This window comes from Candidatus Chlorohelix sp. (assembly GCF_037138995.1).
GTDB lineage: Bacteria > Chloroflexota > Chloroflexia > Chloroheliales > Chloroheliaceae > Chlorohelix.
The window spans coordinates 40,978-60,974 of sequence record NZ_JBAXHI010000012.1; the positions used below are offsets into that span (position 1 = coordinate 40,978).

12 protein-coding genes are annotated in these 19,997 nt (G+C 45.6%); 8 read left to right on the plus strand and 4 right to left on the minus strand.

What is annotated here, in order from left to right:
- Nucleotides 1-6: 6 nt before the first annotated feature.
- Nucleotides 7-753, plus strand: coding sequence for a ribonuclease PH (gene rph, locus WCK19_RS07790; protein WP_342396810.1), 747 nt, complete (start codon nt 7-9; stop codon nt 751-753).
- A 42-nt stretch (nt 754-795) separates the two neighbouring features.
- On the opposite strand, the gene hisC is transcribed toward rph, so the two are convergent.
- The gene (gene hisC / locus WCK19_RS07795; RefSeq protein WP_342396811.1) at nt 796-1,911 is read right to left on the minus strand and encodes a histidinol-phosphate transaminase; all 1,116 of its coding nucleotides are present in this window, start codon (nt 1,909-1,911) and stop codon (nt 796-798) included.
- Nucleotides 1,912-2,360: 449 nt separating this feature from the next.
- Between hisC and WCK19_RS07800 the strand changes: the two genes are divergently transcribed.
- Nucleotides 2,361-6,623: an alpha-2-macroglobulin family protein gene (locus WCK19_RS07800; RefSeq protein ID WP_342396812.1), complete on the plus strand. Its 4,263-nt coding sequence runs from the start codon at nt 2,361-2,363 to the stop codon at nt 6,621-6,623.
- A gap of 284 nt (nt 6,624-6,907) precedes the next feature.
- On the plus strand, nt 6,908-7,225 hold the full coding sequence (locus WCK19_RS07805; protein WP_342396813.1) for a hypothetical protein: 318 nt from the start codon (nt 6,908-6,910) through the stop codon (nt 7,223-7,225).
- Here the strand turns inward: WCK19_RS07805 and WCK19_RS07810 are convergent.
- The 3 genes from WCK19_RS07810 to WCK19_RS07820 form a co-directional block, all read right to left on the minus strand.
- Nucleotides 7,222-8,532 carry a histidine kinase N-terminal 7TM domain-containing protein gene (locus WCK19_RS07810; RefSeq protein WP_342396814.1) on the minus strand — a complete coding sequence of 437 codons (1,311 nt, stop codon included), beginning with the start codon at nt 8,530-8,532 and terminating at the stop codon, nt 7,222-7,224. The two genes, WCK19_RS07805 and WCK19_RS07810, sit on opposite strands and share 4 nt — an antisense overlap.
- 141 nt (nt 8,533-8,673) lie before the next feature.
- Nucleotides 8,674-10,650 (minus strand): tRNA uridine-5-carboxymethylaminomethyl(34) synthesis enzyme MnmG, encoded by a 1,977-nt coding sequence (gene mnmG, locus WCK19_RS07815; RefSeq protein WP_342396815.1) that lies wholly within the window; start codon nt 10,648-10,650, stop codon nt 8,674-8,676.
- Between the two features lie 266 nt (nt 10,651-10,916).
- Nucleotides 10,917-12,545, minus strand: coding sequence for an ATP-binding protein (locus WCK19_RS07820; RefSeq protein WP_342396816.1), 1,629 nt, complete (start codon nt 12,543-12,545; stop codon nt 10,917-10,919).
- 463 nt (nt 12,546-13,008) lie between these two features.
- Between WCK19_RS07820 and glpK the strand changes: the two genes are divergently transcribed.
- The 5 genes from glpK (at nt 13,009) to WCK19_RS07845 (ending at nt 19,946) form a co-directional block, all read left to right on the plus strand.
- Nucleotides 13,009-14,514 carry a glycerol kinase GlpK gene (gene glpK, locus WCK19_RS07825; protein ID WP_342396817.1) on the plus strand — a complete coding sequence of 502 codons (1,506 nt, stop codon included), beginning with the start codon at nt 13,009-13,011 and terminating at the stop codon, nt 14,512-14,514.
- Nucleotides 14,515-14,578: 64 nt separating this feature from the next.
- Nucleotides 14,579-15,571 (plus strand): sugar phosphate nucleotidyltransferase, encoded by a 993-nt coding sequence (locus tag WCK19_RS07830; protein WP_342396818.1) that lies wholly within the window; start codon nt 14,579-14,581, stop codon nt 15,569-15,571.
- A gap of 74 nt (nt 15,572-15,645) precedes the next feature.
- Nucleotides 15,646-16,593, plus strand: coding sequence for a thioredoxin-disulfide reductase (gene trxB / locus WCK19_RS07835; RefSeq protein WP_342396819.1), 948 nt, complete (start codon nt 15,646-15,648; stop codon nt 16,591-16,593).
- A gap of 633 nt (nt 16,594-17,226) precedes the next feature.
- Nucleotides 17,227-18,309: a helix-turn-helix domain-containing protein gene (locus tag WCK19_RS07840; RefSeq protein ID WP_342396820.1), complete on the plus strand. Its 1,083-nt coding sequence runs from the start codon at nt 17,227-17,229 to the stop codon at nt 18,307-18,309.
- Nucleotides 18,310-18,455: 146 nt separating this feature from the next.
- Nucleotides 18,456-19,946, plus strand: coding sequence for an ATP-binding protein (locus WCK19_RS07845; protein ID WP_342396821.1), 1,491 nt, complete (start codon nt 18,456-18,458; stop codon nt 19,944-19,946).
- Nucleotides 19,947-19,997: the final 51 nt, after the last annotated feature.

Here is a 19,997-nt window from a genome sequence, read left to right on the forward strand (position 1 = left end):
CTTAAGTTGTCTAATTCCAGAATAAAAAAGGTCGGGCGAGGCGATGAGCGATTGCTCGACCAAATGCGCGGGGTACGTATTACCCCCAATGTTGTTGAGTGGGCGGAAGGTTCTGCATTGGTTGAGTTTGGAAAAACTCGGGTGCTTTGCACTGCCAGTATAGACGAGAAGGTTCCGCCGTACCGTGCGGGCAAAGGGATTGGTTGGGTTACTGCTGAATATTCCATGCTGCCGCGGGCGACTCACTCCCGAACCCCCCGTGAAGCAGCAGTTGGAAAGGTCAGCGGTAGAACGCAAGAAATCCAGCGCCTCATCGGGCGTAGCCTGAGAGGTATTGTTAATTTTGTCAGCCTCGGAGAGAGGCAAATTATTATTGATTGTGACGTTTTGCAAGCCGACGGAGGCACGCGCACCGCCTCGATAACGGGAGGTTACGTAGCGCTCGCGCTTGCCTGCAAATGGTTGCAAAATAAGGGTTTTATAGATACTTTTCCGCTTACTAACGCAATCGCCGCAGTGAGCGTAGGCATTGTTCAGGGACAACATGTCCTTGATCTTAATTACAGTGAAGACAGCGCGGCGGCGGTAGATTTCAATGTTGTGATGCTGGACAGCGGCGAATTCGTAGAAGTACAGGGGACAGCAGAAGGAAGTCCATTCAGTAGGAACGACATTGATGCCATGCTGAACCTTGCTGAAAAGGGTATTCGTGAACTTTTTGAAATCCAGAAGCAAGCTATCTCCGAGGTGTAAACTCGGAGCAAACCCAACTTTTTTGACTTTCAGGTACAACGTTCAAAGTTCCTCCGCCATTGCGAACAGACATCGCATAAGCGCGTCGGTGTCTTCGGCACGCCCAACGGAGATACGGAGATAGTCAGGTAAACCGGGGAGGTGCAGGTATCTAACAAAGATGCCTTGCCTCTCCAAACGCTTTTTTATCCTAAAAGCATCACCCCGGACTACCTTACAGAGAACGAAATTTGCATTTGAGGGGTACGGTTGCAGAAAATTCAATTTCCGCAATTGGCGGAACAAGCGACCGCGCTCATTCTTTATCCAGCCAATTACGGTTTCATAGTAGCGTGGATCATCCAGAACAGCCTCTACGGCTAACTGCTGTGCAGCGTCAAGTTTGTAAACCGCACGCAACTTCCAAACGTGCTTGAGAATCTCTTGTGAAAAGAGACCATAAGCAACACGCATTCCCGCCAACCCAGCCCAATGACTAAAGCTTCGAGCTACTACTAGGTTCTCAAATTCCGTAACTAGGTTGGCAACACTATTTCCTGCAAATTCGTAGAAACTTTCATCTACGAGTACGACCACTCCGGCTTTAAGGAGCTTTACCACCTCAATTGGAGATATTAAGTTGCCGGTGGGATTGTTCGGCGAGCCTATCACTACTAACTTGGTGCGCTCGCTTACTGCCGCCAATATTTGTTCAATTTGCACTTCAAAAGTGCTAGAACTGCGCGGCACCTCCACTACCTGTGCTCCCGCTAAATTAGCATAGAAGCGGTAAAATTGCACAGTTGGAGGACAAATTATGACCTCATCGCCCGGTTTTAGCAAAACCCGCATCACGAGGTCTACCAGTTCGCTCACGCCATTTGTCAGCAGTATTCGCTCCCGACGAATACCAGTATAAGCTTCCAACCTGCTGCGCAACCCGGTCATCAATGTGTCCGGGTAACGATGATAAGCGTCGAAACTGGCTAATAATTCCTGTACCCGTACCGAACAACCAAATGGATTTTCGTTAGCATCCAGCTTAATGATTTCTTCAGGTTCAAAACCTAGGCGTTTACTGGCTACCTCTAACGAATCCCCCGGCAGATGGCTCTCCATCTCCACTATATCTGGGCGGACTAATGCCTCTATATCCACCTCATATGGTTCAGAAGGCAATATGTGAGCCACTCCTCTGCATCACGCCGTCCGTGTTCTTATCTCTTTCTCTCTGTTAAAGTCTGTTCTTGTTTTCTGACTTAACAAATTACTACTATGATTTAGCAAAAAATCTGCTCAGTTTTTGTCCGAACATTGTTTGAATATTTTGCCTGTGCCATTATACACATTATTTAATATGTCAACAAGGGGCATAGCGAAAAGGTTCAGGGAAAATGCGTCTGGAAATAGATGCACTCTCTAATGACTTTACTCTGAGCCTACACTTGCTGTATCTCTTTGCAAGAAGTTTGAACTAAAAGCATAATCCCTGATTATCGAAAAACTCGTTGGAAATTGCTGTAATTTTTTGCTATAAGTTTGCGTTTCTAAAAATAGGAACAACAAAAGCAATTATTAATCTCTTCCGCCTATCAATGTTTGTCAATCAAAAAACAGGAGCGGGTACAATGATAAACAACAAAGATTTCAGCCGCAGACACTTTATAAGAATAGCCGGTATCGTAACAGGGTCGGCAGCTTTAGGGGCATTGGCAGCATGCAGCGACAATACCAGCAGCCCTACAGCCGGGATAACCCCGATTATTTCAACCTCCAAGCCTACAGTTTTACCGGTGGGCAATCCCATTGATAGTTACATGGCTTTAGCTCCCAGCACGATGCGGGCAGGACAGGTCGAAAAAGTTTCCGTTTCGCTGTTCAGCGGGGCAGCGTTGGGAACTGATACCGTAAAAGTGGATTTGCTACTAAATGGGCAGAGCAAATCCAATGTAACAGGTGTTATACAGGGGCGGGGTGATTTGGCTTTAAATCTACCTACGTTAAGCGAGGGTACTTATACCCTCCAACTTGCTACGTCCAATTTTCAAGCGCAAACTCAGGTAAAAGTGGAAAGCGGCACGCTGGTTTTTCTGGAAACCGACAAGCCCATCTACAAACCGGGACAAACGGTGCATATCCGCGCCATAACGCTTGACCCACGCCTGATACCGATAAGCGAACAAATCACAATCGAGGTACAGGACGCGAAGGGTATAAAAATCTTCAAGAAAAACCTACAGACCGATGAGTATGGCATGGCAACCGCCGATTTGCCGCTCTCCAGTGAGCCGAATCTCGGCACATGGAAAATTTCAGGAGTCATAGGCAAAAAACGCACGCAACTGGACATCCGAATCGAAAAATACGTGCTGCCCAAATATGAAATCACTACCCAATTTACCAAAGGTTGGGCGCTAGTAAACGAGTCTATCAAAGGCACAATCAAAGCGGAATACAGCTACGGTAAAGCGGTGCAAGGCGAGGCGGAAATACACGCCTTCAAATATACCGGAACTTGGCAGGAATTTTCCACCGTTACCAGAACCATCAACGGACAAGTGGATTTTGAACTACCCGCTGTAAATTACGTGGTGGGAGTGCCGGGAGCAGGTGGGCAAGGAAATGTGCGCCTTGAAGTGACAGTGCGAGAGAAAGACACGGGCTATGAGGAAAAAACCACCGAGTTGCTAACCATGGCTTCTGCGCCGATAACCTTAAAGGCGATACCAGAAAGCGTAATTTTCAAACCTGCGTTGCCCTTGTCGCTATTGTTGGTGGCGCAAACACCAGATAAAAGCCCGGCAGACGCACAGGTGACGGTTGAAGTGATATATACCAAAGCTGATTACAGCTCCAGTCGCGAAACCCGGCAAGCGGAAGTCAAGCAGGGAACAGGCTCAGTGAAGGTTAATCCGCCCGGTGATGCGATTTCACTCACGATTTCAGCTTCCAGCAATACCAATTCGGGTAAAGCCTATACCTCCCTCACCATGCAAGCCGGCTACTCGCCTTCAGGTAATTTTATCAGCTTGCAACAAGTCAGCAAGGGTGGGCTAAAAGTGGGCGATACTGCCAGTTTCAAGGTAAACGCTACCAAACAAGCAAGCGGCTTCTACTACGAGATAATGGCACACGGCACGCTAATCTTTTCCGACTATTCCGCATCACCCGACCTAGCGTTCACAGTTACGCCCCAGATGACACCGCAAGCGCGTTTGCTGGTTTATCAAATTATGCCCAACGCCGAAATAGCTGCCGATTATCTGCCCTTCTCGGTTGAAGCGAGCTATACCCACAAGGTCGAAGCCAAATTTGATAAAGAAGAAGTAGAGCCGGGGCAAGAGGTTAATTTAAGCCTGAAAACGGAGGGAGCGGCAAAGGTGGGCGTGGCAATAGTTGACCGCTCGGTCTTTATTTTGGCGGAAAATCGGCTAAATCTGCAACAGGTCTTTGATGAATTGGAAAAATTGTATCAAAAACCGCAGATTGAGTTGCACGACGCGCAACCTGTAGCTGGAAACGTAATGCCCGGTGGTAGCGGAAAGATGGACACATTGAGCAGCAAAGAAATGTTCGCCAACGCAGGGGTAGTGGTACTGACCAACAAAAACGTACCGCAAGGCAAGAGCTATCAGCAACAGGTCTTTGCGGAAGCGGGTGGAGGAGTAGCAAGAGGCATACCTCCTGCCGCCGCCGCTACTGCTGCTACCACCGCCGCCGCTCAAAATTCAGCAGCCGATGCCAGCAAAGCAGCCGATCAGGTTGGCACGTTGGCAGAAGTGCAAAGGGTTCGGCAGTTCTTCCCCGAAACGTGGCTTTGGGAAGATTTCAAAACAGGGGCGGACGGTACCGCCAGCAAGAAATTACAAGCGCCGGATAGTATCACCACATGGATGCTGCACGCGGTGGCGCTCTCTCCCAAACTGGGCATGGGCATGGCTGAAGCACAATTAAAAGTGCTACAACCTTTCTTTGTAACGGTTGACTTGGTGTATTCCGCTATCCGGGGCGAGCAATTCCCGGTTAAAGTGGCGCTCTACAATTACACAGCGCAAGAGGAACAATTCACGGTTGAGCTAAATCCTGAAAGCTGGTTCGAGTTACTAGATCAGAATTCCAAAACAGTTAAAGTGGGCGCAAACGGCACAGGTGGGGTATCTTTCACCATAAAGGCAAAAGAGCTAGGCACGAAGCAGTTAAAAATCACGGCACGTTCGCGCAACCGAGCGGACGCAGTAATCAAAGAATTGCTGATTGAGCCGGAAGGCGTAGCGCGGGAATTGATAGAAAACTATGTGGTGACCACGGGCAAGAACCTACAACTGGATATGAGCGTCCCGGCAGGGATTGTAGCAGGTTCAGCGCGGGCTTATCTGGCAGTAACGGGCAACTACCTGACACAAACAATCGAGGGCTTGGAAAATCTGTTGCGTATGCCCTACGGCTGCGGTGAGCAAAACATGATTCTATTCGCGCCAAACGTTTTTGTAGCGCGTTACCTGAAAGAAACCGAGCAGATAAAGCCCGAATTGCAGGCGAAAGCGGAAAGCCTCATGATAACAGGCTACCAACGCGAACTAACCTACCAACGCACCGATGGCAGTTTTTCCGCTTTCGGCAATAGCGATAAAATCGGCAGCTTGTGGCTTTCAGCTTTTGTACTGAAAACGCTGTCTATCGCTAAAAATTTTATCTACATAGATGATAACGTTTTGAATGTAACTCGTAGCTGGCTACTCAAGCAGCAAAAAGCAGATGGTTCTTTCGAACCGGTGGGTTTCTTGCACCATCAGGATTTGCTAGGCGGATTAAAAGGCAATCAAGCATTAACGGCTTACCTAGCGGTGGCGTTGCAGGAGTCGGGCGATAAAACCGGAGCGGGCAAAGCTATTGCCTATCTGGAGAAGAATCTAGAGGGTATGAGCGACCCCTATACGCTGGCTTTGACTTCTTATGCGCTGGAACTAGCAAAAAGTGGGCAAGCAGTCAAAGCCTTCGAGATGCTGGTCAAGTTGGCGAAACAGGACGAAAACGGTTTGTATTGGGGTGAATCAGCGCAGATTCCTGTAAACCCGCAACCGAACGTTAATCGCTATAACCCACCAAACCGCAGCGCCACCATCGAAACTACCGGTTACGCACTGCTGGCGCTTGTAGCGCATGGCAACCGGGTAACGGCAGCACAAGCAGCGCGTTGGCTAGTCTCAAAGCGCAATTCTTACGGCGGTTGGGATTCGACTCAAGATACGGTGGTAGGCTTGCAAGCATTATCACAATATGTGGCAGGCAGCAAAACGGATGTTGACGCTACCCTTACGTTCCGCAACGGGAATTGGCAAAAAGAGGTTCGGGTCAATACAGACAACGCCGATGTATTGCAAACTATTGAGGCGCAGTTGGGCGATACAATGACTGTAGAGATAGCAGGACGGGGGCAAGCAATTTTGCAAACGGTACGACGCTTCAACGTACCGGAGGCTGAACGCAAGGAGCAATCCACTTTCCAGTTAAGCGTGGATTATGGCGCATCACAGATAGAATTGAGCAATCAGCTTAATGTAAAGGCGACAGTGCAATTCACGCCACCCGAACCTATCAAGGCGGGAATGGTAGTGCTGGATGTGGCTTTACCCACAGGCTTTGCGCCTGTTACCGATACGTTGGTAGCGCTATCGAAACAACAGCCCAAAATCAAACGCTACGATGTGGCAGGGCGTAAGGTGATTCTGTACATCGAGGATATGTCTCCAAACGAGACTCTAACCTTCGAGTTCAAGGCGGTGGCGCTCTATCCAATCAAAGCGCAAGCGGTTACTTCACAGGCGTATTCTTATTACCGCCCCGATTGGAAAGGCGAGTCGCTGGGAGGCGCAATTGTAGTCAACGGTTAGAGAACATGGGTTAATAATTTCTCAAGCGTGGGGAGTAATCCTCACGCTCTTTTTTTTGGAAAAGGGTCTTGCCAGCACGAAAAATAAGGTGTTCTAAACAGTACCCAACCAAAAACTAGCATTTTTTATTTTACCCCTTGACTACAACCGGACTAAGCTATATACTACATCCGGCTAACCATACTTTGTGTGATTACGCCAATTAGAAACAAATTTACTGTAGCGAGCTTATTCCTATAATAGATGTTAGTGATATGCCTCTATAACGTTGGTTATATAATATTATGCGCGAATTAGTCAAACAATTTAATTATGCCTCACAACAATTCCGTCTGCTGATGGATAATGCCGGGAACGGTGGCATTCCCAAACTACGCCGCGTCCACGCTTACGAGGAGGCTTTCGCGCACCTCGTCAAATGCCATGAAATTTATGAGCTACTGCGGATGCAAGCGGGAGAAAACGAATTAGCGCTTATGCACCGCACCCTTAATGAGAATTTCAAGCTCTATACCGATGGTTGGGGCAGGGTCAAGCGAGTGGTGCAAGAATCGCGGCAGGCGCGTCATGAGCGCAAGCGTGAAGAAAGCTTTGATTATTAACCGGGCTCTTTCAGGTTTTTCTCTTCCTTCATATCCTTGTAAACCAAATCAACAATGTCAGGGTACAATTTCTTCATACAGTTGGGACAGATACCATGACTGAACCGCATATCCGAATTATCTTCAAGGTAAGTCTCAACCTGATGCCAATAACCTCGGTCATCCCTGATATTCTTGCAACTAGCACAAATGGGCAACAAACCTGAAAGCAACTTTATCTGCTCCAATGCCTCGCGTAATTCGGCAATGAGATGCTCACGCTCATGCTCAATTTGTACCCGCTGGGATATATCACGCATAACAATTAAGCTGCCATTTGTTGCAGCGCCTTTATCGCGAATCATCGTCACATTAACATCGTAGTAACTGAGTAAATCATTCTTACTAAGCTGTAGTTCACCTTTTATATCTGCCTTAGACATTAAATAATTGAGAAGTTCAGGGTTGTTTGAAAGAGCAATATCAACGCTTTGACCAAGTAATTTTTGTTTGGACTGACCCACAATTTGTTGTGCAGTTTGATTAAGGTCAACTATGCGTCCTAAGCGGTCAAGCACAAGCCAAGAATCCTGTAGCACATCTACCAGCATGCTACGCGCTACCGGCAAGAGGTCGAGAAACTGGTAACGATAATAGCTTACTACAATCAGTAGGGTGGTAAAACTCAAACCAACGGCAGATAGATTAAGATTTGGAATAGGGGAAAAACCGAACACATAGAAAACATTTATTACCAGTGGGATAAATGCGCCGATCAATAAGAATATTATCTGACTACGATAGGGCCCGGAAGCTGATAATAGAGTGTTAATCAATAAACCAATAATACCAAAGCTAAAGATATAAAGTATGGGCATTTGAACAAAGTAATACCAGAAGCCGTAATTGTTTTGTAAAATTGGGATTGAGGTAGTGGTAATATCCAGTAAAGGTTGCTTGCGAAACAAATGGTGTAGAGGGTCAGTCCAGATAACAAACTGGCTGATTACCGGATACAATACCAGCGGTATAACAAAGCGACGCACTTTCTCGAAATAGCCCAGATAACTCAGAATCAGACCTACCCAAATTATTGGTAGTAAATCTATACCGATAAATTGCAGGTTAGCAAGGGCAATTTTGGTATCTAAAGTGGTAGCAGCTATTTCAAATATAAAACCTACAATCCAAACCTCAAGGCAGGCGATAAAAGCCAGCATCAACTTAACGGTAATATTGCGTCTTAACCGCCAAATCAAAAGCGCAACAATAAATATGGGTATTGCTGAGAAAATAAATGGTATTAAATAAGAAGTAAATTGGAACATAATGTCACTTTTGAATCAAAAATCCTTATTTCCAAAAGTAAAAAACAGATGTAGCTAAATTCTCTTCAAAAGATTATAACCCGTACTCGCAGTTAATAACAGATACTAGTTTTTGCGAGCAACGGTTATTTTTTGTAAGAATTAACCTGCTTTAGCTATATTTTGCCGATGGTTTTTTTCAAGGTGAACCAACAAAACCGCTATATCTGCGGGATTCACTCCATTCAGCCGCGAAGCTTGCCCTAGAGTAGCAGGCTTAAATTGGACAAGACGCGCTCTTGCTTCGTTGCGTAACCCGACCACAACATTATAATCGAGGTCGTCAGGTAAAGGGCTATCTTCAAGGCGACGCATACGCCCCACTGCTTGTTCTTGCTTGTTAATATAGGTGGTGTACTTGGCTTCAATTTCAACCTGTTCGGCTACATCCGAGGTAGGTTGCTCATCAGGGAAAAGCACCGCAAAGGCACGAGTGCCAACGTCAGGACGGTGCAGATATTCAAAACCCCGTGTCTCGCCTGAAAGAGCAGGAAGCCCGGCAGCGGTAAGCATTGCATTACGCTCGGCGCTAGGTGTAAGACTAGTTTTTTCTAGCTTCTTGAGGTAATAAGCGATGCTATCTCGCTTATTTTCAACTGCTATATAGCGTTCTTTTGAAACTAACCCCATCTCATAGGCAAGTGGAGTCAGGCGCAAGTCGGCGTTATCAGTTCGCAATAACAAGCGATATTCGGCGCGACTAGTCATCAAGCGGTAAGGCTCTTTGATTTCTTTGGTAGTAAGGTCGTCAATCATTACGCCGATATAAGCCTGCTCTCGCTTTAGAATAAAAGGTGGGCGACCTTGTACCCGTAACGCCGCGTTAATTCCCGCCACCATTCCTTGACCACCCGCTTCTTCATAACCGCTAGTGCCGTTGATTTGACCCGCTAGAAACAGGTTAGAAATGCGTTTGGTTTCCATGCTGGCGCGAATCTCAGTGCTTGGAACGGCATCATACTCAACCGCGTAACCGAAGCGCATAATTTCGGCTTTTTCCAAACCGGGGATTGAGTGAATCAAGTCAATCTGTACATCGGCTGGCAAACTGGTATTTGCGCCCTGCACATAGACCTCGTTAGTTACCCAACCCTCCGGTTCAAGGAACAGTTGGTGTGATTCCTTATCGGAGAAGCGGTTAACTTTATCCTCGATACTAGGACAGTAGCGAGGACCAACTCCCTCGATTACTCCGGTAAACATAGGGGCGCGATGGAAATTATTGCGAATGATTTCGTGAGTGCGCGAAGTGGTATGCACTAGATAGCAAGGCAACTGAGGTCGCCAACCGTCCAAGGTGGAATTTGGGAAAGCTTTGGGAATGGTGGGCGGTGGCATAAACTCTACCCGGTCATTTTCAGAGTAGGTAAAGCTGAAATAGAGTGGAACCGCGCTGCCACGTTGAACCATTGTTTTTGAAAAATCAATGGTGCGAGCATCAATACGTGGCGGAGTCCCGGTTTTCAAGCGATGTAGCGGAAAACCCAAATCAGCTAGATTATTGGAAATCTGGATGCTAGGCGGTTCCCCTGCACGTCCCGCACTGGCGATATAAGCACCCATAATAATACGCCCTTTGAGAAAAGTGCCAGTGGTTAACACAACCGTCCGAGAATGATAGGTTAGCCCATTGGCGAATACTACGCCACAAACTTGCAGATGCCCGGTTTGTTCATCGCGTTGAATGAGCAATTCTTCGACCTGAGCTTGGCGCAAAGTGAGATTAGGGGTATTTTCGATTGATTCTTTCATAGCAAGCTGATAGAGCTTTTTATCAGCCTGCGCCCGCAAAGCCTGTACCGCTGGACCTTTTGAAGTGTTAAGCAAGCGAATCTGAATCAAGGTGCGATCAGTGTTACGCGCCATTTGACCGCCCATCGCGTCAATCTCACGTACAACATGTCCTTTCGCCGGACCGCCGATTGAGGGGTTACATGGCATAAGCGCTACACTGTCGAGATTTAGCGTTACCAACATAGTCCGACAACCCATTCGAGCCGCCGCCAACGCTGCCTCACAACCTGAGTGTCCTGCGCCCACCACAATCACATCATATTCGCCCGCATTTATATGTTCCACTTCTGGTACAACCTCAAGAATCTATATTAGGGAATTAACCCCGATGAATTTCTACTTATCCAATCGGATATTATACCTTAAGCGAGGTTGGAATGAAATGGATTTTTCTGATATTCAGGGGAAATGCTTTTAGCTCAAACTTCTCGTATCGAGATGCAGCAAGTGTATCAATTTAAAATAACTTCAGGTTCACTGTAAGGCCATTAGAGGGGGCAGCTATTTTCAAACGCATTTTCCCTGTCTGATATTGAACAAGCATTGGTGATTTAACGAGCGATAAATTGGATTGGTTTGGTGGTAGGGTCATTGAAACCGGATGCAATTGGAAAGACAATAGTGAAAGTTGTACCGCTCCCGGAAGCGCTGCTGACTTCAATGCGCCCATGATGAGCGTGGATGATTTCTTTGCAAATAGCCAGCCCTAGCCCTAACCCGCCATGTTCTTTGCTACGGCTTTTCTCTGCTTGATAAAAACGCTCGAAAATATGGGGTAAATCTTTTGGAGAAATACCTTGTCCGGTATCGCTAACTGTAGCTACCAGATTTTGCCCAGCAGTCCGGCAACTGACCGTAATACTTCCACCGGGAGGAGTGTAACGTAGCGCATTATCAATCAAATTATTGAATACCTGTCGCAAGCGATCGTAATCACCCAACAGAGGCGATACCGGGTATAGATGCCTTGCCAGCTTTACTTCTTGCAACAAGGCACGCTGCTCAAATGTACTTAAGGACTGTTCTATTATTTCGTTTAACTGCAATTTTTCCTGCGCCATTTTAACCTGTCCGCTTTCAAGGCGCGAGAGATCCAACAAACTATGCACCAGCCTAATCATACGCTCGGTTTCGTTGTTGATGATTTCGGCGGAACGAGCAAAATCTTCGGGGCGGCGCAAGGCTCCATCCAGCATGGCTTGAGAAAAACCACGAATTGCGGTAAGAGGAGTTTTCAATTCATGGGAAACGTTACCGATGAGTTCTCGTTGCATACGTTGATATTGCTCGATTTCCTTTGACATCTGGTTAAAACTCTCAGCCATTTTTCTAATTTCATAGCTGCCAGCAGGCGGCACGAAATAGCTGTAATCACCACGCGCAACAGCCTGAGTTGCTACAGTTGCTTTTGCTAAAGGGCGACTAATAGTTCGGGCAATAAACAAACCCACGATAAGCGAAACTAGCAGCGCCACCAGACCGGACATAGCCAGAATAGGACCTAAATCTTGCAGCACATTCGGGACAGGTAGAACAGGCAACAAAGCAACTATCAAAACAGAACGTGCATCACCACGGATATTAAGTAGCCCGAATAGATTAACTTGAGCGCCCTCAAAACGAGTATATACCAAATCAAAATGCTCGTTCTGACGGGATATGTAATCATCCCGCAGATAAGGCTGCTTGCCAACGAGAATATCAGGAACAGGAGTGGGAGCAATGACATTTCCTGAACTAGGTGTTGGTAAAACTTGGCGAGGTCGAATCAAGGGAAGCTGTTGCCCGATAATGTTATGGCTTGGGTTCCCTTCAGTATCGTACAAAACCTGACTGGTCAGTGTTTCTACCATCAAAACACGAATGTTTTTACCGCCCAGCATTTGCTGAAAAGCAGCATCCATTTCTTCACGGGTAGGGGGCGTTATTTGGCGGCAAGGCTTGGTTTTAGCGGTATTGCAAATATAAGGGGCAAAGGCGTTAGTAGCAGCATCTTGATTAGCGCGTAGGCGGAAATTTTCAATCTGATTAGCTGCCTCCCGAATATCATTTTCGCGGTCAGCGCGAGTGCGGTCTTCTTGGTAGCCCTGAACCAACGGCAATAGCAATGCGCCCATTATTGCAACAGCAAGCAGCGCAACCGCTGAAAATGATATAATCAAGCTTGAACGCAACCTCATAAAACCCCTCCTATAGAGAAATAACTTCCCCTATTTTAGCATAGAACCTTTTTGTGAAAGGTAAATGACCGGATTGTAAAACCTCTGTAAACTCGATTATCAGGGCGGTTGCATAGTCAGTATTTATATTTTCAACACTCCAGCCAAACCACCAAGAGAATTAACCCGTAGGGGCGGTTCGTACCCACTACGGGGCACAGGCGAACCGCCCTTCTTTTATTGCCACATCACCCACAAAAAACGCCACCCAACGAGGGCGCATCGCGAGGCACCCCTACAAAATCACCTCGCACCCTTGCCCAAACCCCTTTGAGAATCGTTTTATAGAGGACAATTTCTTTCTTGCAACAGCCCTGACTCGATTATATAAATAGTATTGGCTAACAAAGCTTCTCTGCTATAATGTAAATGCTTTTCAAGAAAAATAAGAACGTTTATCAGGACGCTCAGAAGGGGGTCACCAATGGCGGATGGCTACGTTCTAGCCATAGATCAAGGCACAACCGGTACAACCACTATAATATTTGACCATGCTACAAATATTATAGGGCGAGGCTATAACCCAATAAGGCAAATTTACCCGCGTCCCGGCTTAGTAGAACATGATCCGGTGGAAATTTGGAACGGGGCAGTTTCTTCAATTCATCAAGCGATGAGTCAAGCGCAAATTGGTTACAATGAGCTTGCCGGAATCGGCATTACTAATCAGCGTGAGACCGTTGTACTTTGGGAACGCGAAACTGGACATCCAATTGATAACGCTATTGTATGGCAGGACAGACGTACCCTAGCAATGTGCGAGCGGTTGAAGGCTGAAGGGCTGGAAGCCGAATTACATCATAAAACCGGATTGGTATTAGACCCCTATTTCAGCGCTACTAAAGTTGCTTGGTTACTTGAAAATGTTGATGGACTGAAAGAACGCGCCAAAAAAGGCGAAATTCTTCTTGGTACGATAGATAGCTGGCTTATCTGGAACCTCACTGGCGGTAAATTACACTTGACCGATATGAGTAATGCCAGCCGCACCCTCTTTTATAATATCCACGAGCTAAAGTGGGATGAAGATATTCTCAACTATTTGGGTATCCCTATCAGTATGTTGCCAGATGTACGCTATAGCTCTTTTCCCTTCGGTGAAGTACAACCGGGATTGCTCGCGCCCGATAGCCCTGCTATCCCTATCGCGGGTGTTGCAGGCGACCAGCAAGCGGCTCTTTTCGGGCAGGCAGGATTTCAAAAAGGGGAATTAAAAATCACCTACGGCACCGGCGCATTTCTGATGATGAATACCGGCAGTGAGCCTGTAGACTCCCAAAACGGTTTGCTAACCACGATTGCGTGGGGTTATAAAAATAAAGTGGAATATGCGCTTGAAGGTAGCACTTTCATTGCCGGCGCTGCGGTACAATGGTTGCGAGATGAGTTAAAAATAATCGGTAACGCTGCCGAAACCGAGCAAATGGCATTGAGTGTACCTGACAACGGCGGGGTTTATATCGTACCTGCTTTTGTCGGTTTGGGCGCTCCATACTGGGATAGCCGCGCACGTGGAGCGATTTTTGGGCTGACACGCGGCAGCAATAGAAACCATCTAGTGAGAGCAGCGCTGGAAAGTATCGCTTACCAAACCCGCGATGTGGTTGAAGCAATGAAGCTTGATAGTAAAGCGGAATTCCCTGAAATCCGAGTGGATGGCGGGGCTGTTGCCAATAACTTTCTGATGCAATTCCAAGCTGATATGATGGGGATTAAAGTTATCAGACCCAAAATAATCGAGACCACTGCATTAGGGGCAGCCTTCCTAGCAGGGTTGACCGTAAACTACTGGGATTCTCAGAGCGAAATTACGCGATTGTGGAAAGTGGATCGTGAGTTTGAAAGCCAAATTAATGAGGAAAAGCGCAACAAATTTTACCGTACTTGGAAAAGAGCAGTAGAGCGTTCTTTGGATTGGGAAGATGACTAAGCAGCCAGTTCGTGTCTGACATCCCAACAAAATATATTATGAGCTAACGGAGATATTTACAAATATGAAAATCATCATACCGCTGGCGGGGCTTGGTACACGTCTCCGACCCCATACCTATAGTAAGCCTAAGCCTCTGGTTAACGTAGCCGGCAAACCCGTGCTGGCTCATATTCTGGATGAATTAGCTGTACTTGATGTTGAAGAAATTATATTCATAGTCGGCTACCTCGGTGATCAGATTGAAAAGTATGTGTCTAAAAATTATCCGCAATATAAATCCCGCTTTATAGTTCAAACAGAAATGTTGGGACAGGCGCATGCCGTAAATCTGGCTAATGAGTATGTAACTGACGAGGTGCTGATTATTTTCGCTGACACAATCTTCAAAACCGACCTAACTCTCTTGAAGAACATTTCAACTGATGGCGTTATCTATACAAAAGAGGTGGAAAATCCCGCCAGTTATGGTGTAACTGTACTTAACGAGCAAAGCATTATCACCCGATTAGTAGAAAAACCTAAAACCTATGTTTCCAATCTAGCCGTGGTTGGGATTTATTACTTCAAAAAAGGTGAATGGCTATTTAGCGCTATCAAGAAACAGATGGAACGCAACATTCAGTTGGGCGGTGAATATTTTCTGGCAGACGCTATCTCAATAATGATTGAAGAGAAAGCAAAATTTAATGCATTTACCCTAGAAGTCTGGGAAGATTGTGGTAAAATAGACACATTATTACTTACGAATCGTTATTTACTAAGTAAGCTTAACGATGGACTTCACAAGGATGAATATCCCGATTCAGTAATTGTTCCGCCAGTTTATATTGCCCCTGACGCTAAAATCGAGCGGAGTGTCATAGGGCCCTATGTCAGTATCGCCGCTGGTGTACAGGTAATCGAATCTATTTTGCGAGATTGCATAATCAACGAAAAAGCAGTGGTAAAATCATCTACCCTGAGTGAATCCGTAATAGGCAGTAACGCCAGTGTAGCAGGAACCTTCCACCGTCTGAATGTTGGCGATAATAGCGAGATAAATTACGGCGAGTAGCAAAGAAATCTCATTTATATTTGGGCAGGTAATGATTTAGAGTTACCTGCGTTATTCAAAAGGAGTATATTGAAATGTCCTCGGAAAAGAATCGAGTGATTATTATTGGGAGTGGACCAGCCGCTTTAACCGCTGCGATTTACACCAGCCGCGCAAATCTTGATGTTTTGTGTATTGCAGGTTATGCCAGCGGAGGACAGTTGATGCTTACCAGCGAAATTGAAAACTTCCCCGGATTCCCGGAAGGCATTATGGGTCCTGAATTGATGGGAAATATGCGTTCACAAGCAGAGCGATTCGGTACCCGCTTTATCGAAGCCGATGCAAGTAAGGTAGATTTCTCCGGCGCGGTACACCGGGTTTGGATCGAAGACGAAGTTTATGAAGCCGAAGCAGTTATTGTAGCTACCGGAGCGAACGCCAAATGGTTAGGTCTAGAAAGCGAACAACGCTTGGTAGGACGTGGGGTTTCAAGTTGCGCTACCTGTGATGGTTTCTTCTTCCGCAATAAAGAAATTGCAATAATCGGGGGTGGCGATACCGCGCTGGAAGAAGCGTTGTTTCTGACCAAGTTCGCCAGCAAAGTTAACCTGATTCATCGGCGCGACAAATTTCGTGCCAGTAAAATTATGCAGGAACGTGTCAGCCAACACCCGAAAATTAACATTATTTATGATACGGCAATAGAAGAAGTGTTAGGCGAGAATAATGTCACCGGCGTTAAGTTGCACAATCTCAAAAATAATGAAATAACCGAGTTACCCCTCAGCGGAGTATTTGTAGCAATCGGGCATCAACCTAACACCTCTATATTTAATGGTGCTTTAAAAATGAACGAATCTGGTTATATCGAGGCAGTGGGTGGGGAAACTCTTACCAGCGAGAAGGGCGTATTCGTAGCAGGGGATGTCTTTGATTTCAGGTATAGGCAGGCTATCACAGCGGCTGGTAGCGGTTGCAAGGCTGCGTTAGAAGCGGAGAAGTATCTGGAAGGCTTGAACAGCGATTCTGGGCATCTCTAAGCTGCAAACTAAACGCGAACCTAAAAGGCGATAATATACACAAGGTGGCGTAGATGCCACCTCTTTTTATTTTATAGCTGATACCAATTCAATTCACCCTCTGAAGCATATCGGCTATAACACTTTTCCTAAAATTACTCAATGAGAAAATAGAGCAATCCAATTATCTTATGCGATTATTTTCATGTCTTGACAAAATTCAGATTCATTCTAAAATAGGACTCATCAATAAAGCTCATTGGTGGGGTCGGCTCAGGGGATACTATGCTCTAACTGAGTAGAGTTTCTTTTGTCACGACTTTATTTTTCTTACAATTGGTACTCATTGATTGAATAATTAATAGGCTAACATTAATCAGGGAGTGTTTTGTGACAAAGCATAACCCTTATCAAAGAGGAGAAGAAATTTCAAAGATTAACCGAGGATTAAAACGAACCCGCGTTTAAACGGGTGTTTGTCTGGAAATGACCGATTAGAAGGTTTATAAAATTAAAAAATCCCCGCGGCCCGCTAAACCATTGGGGATCTTTACTAGATACGATAGCCCTCATCAGGGAGGACTTCTTTTGTTTTCTGTCGTTTACAGAATAACATAAGAGATTCTCCATGTCAAGGGTTATGGAGGATTTTTTATGCCCAAAAATACGCTTGCACATAATTATAGCCCGAATTTGACTGTTCCAAAAAGAGCAGGACAGTTTGTACAGATACCACTCGAACTGATTAGGGAAACCGAAATCAGCCCTGCTGCCCTGAAACTGTATATGATAATCCTCTCCTACTCCGGTGTGGATAACAACAGTGCCTTCCCTTCCCAATCACGGCTTGCTTCCGATATGAAGCTTACCGAACGACGGGTGAGAACACTTTTAGTCGAGCTTCTGGAAGCCAATCTGGTAGAAATAATTCATCGTGCAGGAACTTCCAATTTGTATATACCACTTTGGAAAGCAGGGAGAGAAGCGGAAGAAAACTTCCGAGGAGAGCGGAAGAATAGTTCCGCCAATCTACATGAACATGATTTAAAACATGTGTGTGAGAAAAATTCCATTTCTGAAACAATTTCAGATACCGATATAGAAGCAGTTTCTACAGATACACCATGTGAAAACACTGAAAATGACAAACAAATATCAACCCTTCTGGTTTCTGCTGGTATCAGTTTTGTAATGGCACAAGAATTAACCCCGATAATTCGCCAGAACAATCGTGATATAAGTTATGTCAAATCGCTAATAGAAACCAGTCAAGAGAAATATATTCACAATCCGATAGGGTTTATCCGCTTTATGATTTTGAGAAATGCTGAGCCAGTCAGCAAGAAGATCAATGCACGCTCAAAACAACCTAAAAACCCAACGGCAGCGACCCAAACTCCTCTCGATTTCTCCAAATATTTGACCGGCAAATATGCTTATTTGACCGCAACAACTTCAGGTGATGACACCATCCCTAAAGAGACGAACGAAGAACAATCGCAAATCTTCTGGCAGAATCTTCGTCGCACTCTTGCTCTTAGTGGTCAATTTCCGCTTTCTATTCTGGATAGTGGAAGGTTAAGATACTGCTCCGAAACTGGGAAATACCTGCCAATCTTTGTAGGTCGGGAAGATTTAAATAAAGCTCAGGTTCAAATTCTCGATAAAGCTCTGGAAAATCTGTTTCTAACAGGTTCTGGATATAACGCAGCAACAAAAAATACTGCATCTGTGTAATGCTAACATTTAGAGAGGTATAGTTAAAAAAAGCTTTTTCAAGCGGCTTTGAGGAGGTTTTTAATTGTAAAAAGTTACCCTAGTTCGATATGCACAAAGGATAATTATAGAGTAAAATAAGCCAATACTAGAATTATTCCGCCATTATGGCGGATATCTTGGCAGAAAGACGGGCTTCGACTATGTTGGATATAGAATCTATTCTGAAGGAAGGCGAAAGCGACATGGTGGAGTTCAAGATAGCTCCTCCCCGCGCGAATGAAATGGCTGACCGCATTTGCGGCTTTGCCAATTCGACTTCAGGAGGTTATCTAATTATAGGAGTACAGGATAAAAGCTGGGAAGTAGTTGGAGTCAAGAATGTCTCCGATACCATTGACCAAATCCTTTATGCTACTCGTCTATGCCATCCTCAAGTACATCTAAATCCATCGCTACCCCAGACTGTACTCATAAATGATAGTCAATTGGTGGTAGCTCACATACCACCTAATGATGGCACATTGTATCAATCTGGAGGTGTTTGTTGGATTAGAAAAGGCACGCATACTACCCCTATGGTGGTATCAGAGATTCAGCGCTATCTTTACCATAGAGGAGTTCTTGACTGGGAAACTCAACCGGTGCGCCGTGCAACTCTTTCTAACCTGAACAGGGATCTTATCGAGCTATATCTGAAACAACGTCCTAGCAGAAGTAGGGGAGTCTTTCGCCCTTCTACTATGGAAGAGATATTGGTTAATCTTGAATGTCTTATGGCAACTAGTGATGAGACTGGAAAAGAAGCGCTACGTCCTACTAACGCTGGACTGTTGCTCTTCGCTGATAATCCGCAGGAATTTCTGTTGCAATCAGAGGTAGTATGCGCTCTTTTTAGAGATAATTCGGGTCTCAAACGCTTTTCTGACAGACGTGTTTTTCAGGGTCCTATCAGCGATCTGATTGACCAAGTTGGGAATTGGTTTGACCGGAATATTGCTGTACCGGCTCGTGTGCAGGGCTTCAACCGTATAGATGAACCGGAATATCCTCTGGAAGTTCTACGAGAGGCAACAGTAAATGCGTTAGTACACCGGGATTACAGCCTCAAAGGTGAGAATGTCCGCATATTTTTCTATTCTGACCGGATAGAGTTTCGTAATCCTGGCTTGCTTATGCCGGGTCTTAACATTGAGGATTTGAGAGAAGGTCGGGCAGGCTCTAAACTGCGAAATCCTGTTATAACTGGTATACTCAGGAATTTACCGGGTAGTTACATGGATCGTATGGGCAGCGGTATCCCATTTATGCTGGAAGAAATGCGAAGGTTGGGGCGCAGACCACCGGAATTTCGAGAGCAGGGTGAGTTTATAGTGACTTTCTATAGGGAAACTAGCGCTCAAACTGAGGAAATCAGAACTTCTTTGAAACAAAAAGAAACCGCTGCTGAAGGTGATTCTATTGTCAGAGGGCTTCAAAGGCAGCGACAAGAATTGGCGCTGAAATATATCCATAAAAACGGTTATATAACCAACGGTCAATATCGGGAACTTGTGGCAGTCTCAGATAGAACAGCCTACCGGGATTTGGAGGCATTAGTAGCGCAGGGTACTCTCAGGACTACTGGTCAGAAAAGATCCAGACGCTACATGGTTTGAGTAGTAAGCGTAAGCGCAGAAGTAAATTGGTTCGTAAAACATGGTTTCTTT

Bases quoted from the DNA above. Each gene is read 5' to 3' on its own strand.
- WCK19_RS07800 (WP_342396812.1), top strand. From the start codon at position 2,361: ATGATAAACAACAAAGATTTCAGCCGCAGACACTTTATAAGAATAGCC.
- WCK19_RS07805 (WP_342396813.1), top strand. From the start codon at position 6,908: ATGCGCGAATTAGTCAAACAATTTAATTATGCCTCACAACAATTCCGT.
- WCK19_RS07810 (WP_342396814.1), bottom strand. From the start codon at position 8,532: ATGTTCCAATTTACTTCTTATTTAATACCATTTATTTTCTCAGCAATA.
- WCK19_RS07820 (WP_342396816.1), bottom strand. From the start codon at position 12,545: ATGAGGTTGCGTTCAAGCTTGATTATATCATTTTCAGCGGTTGCGCTG.
- glpK (WP_342396817.1), top strand. From the start codon at position 13,009: ATGGCGGATGGCTACGTTCTAGCCATAGATCAAGGCACAACCGGTACA.
- WCK19_RS07830 (WP_342396818.1), top strand. From the start codon at position 14,579: ATGAAAATCATCATACCGCTGGCGGGGCTTGGTACACGTCTCCGACCC.
- trxB (WP_342396819.1), top strand. From the start codon at position 15,646: ATGTCCTCGGAAAAGAATCGAGTGATTATTATTGGGAGTGGACCAGCC.
- WCK19_RS07840 (WP_342396820.1), top strand. From the start codon at position 17,227: ATGCCCAAAAATACGCTTGCACATAATTATAGCCCGAATTTGACTGTT.
- WCK19_RS07845 (WP_342396821.1), top strand. From the start codon at position 18,456: ATGGCGGATATCTTGGCAGAAAGACGGGCTTCGACTATGTTGGATATA.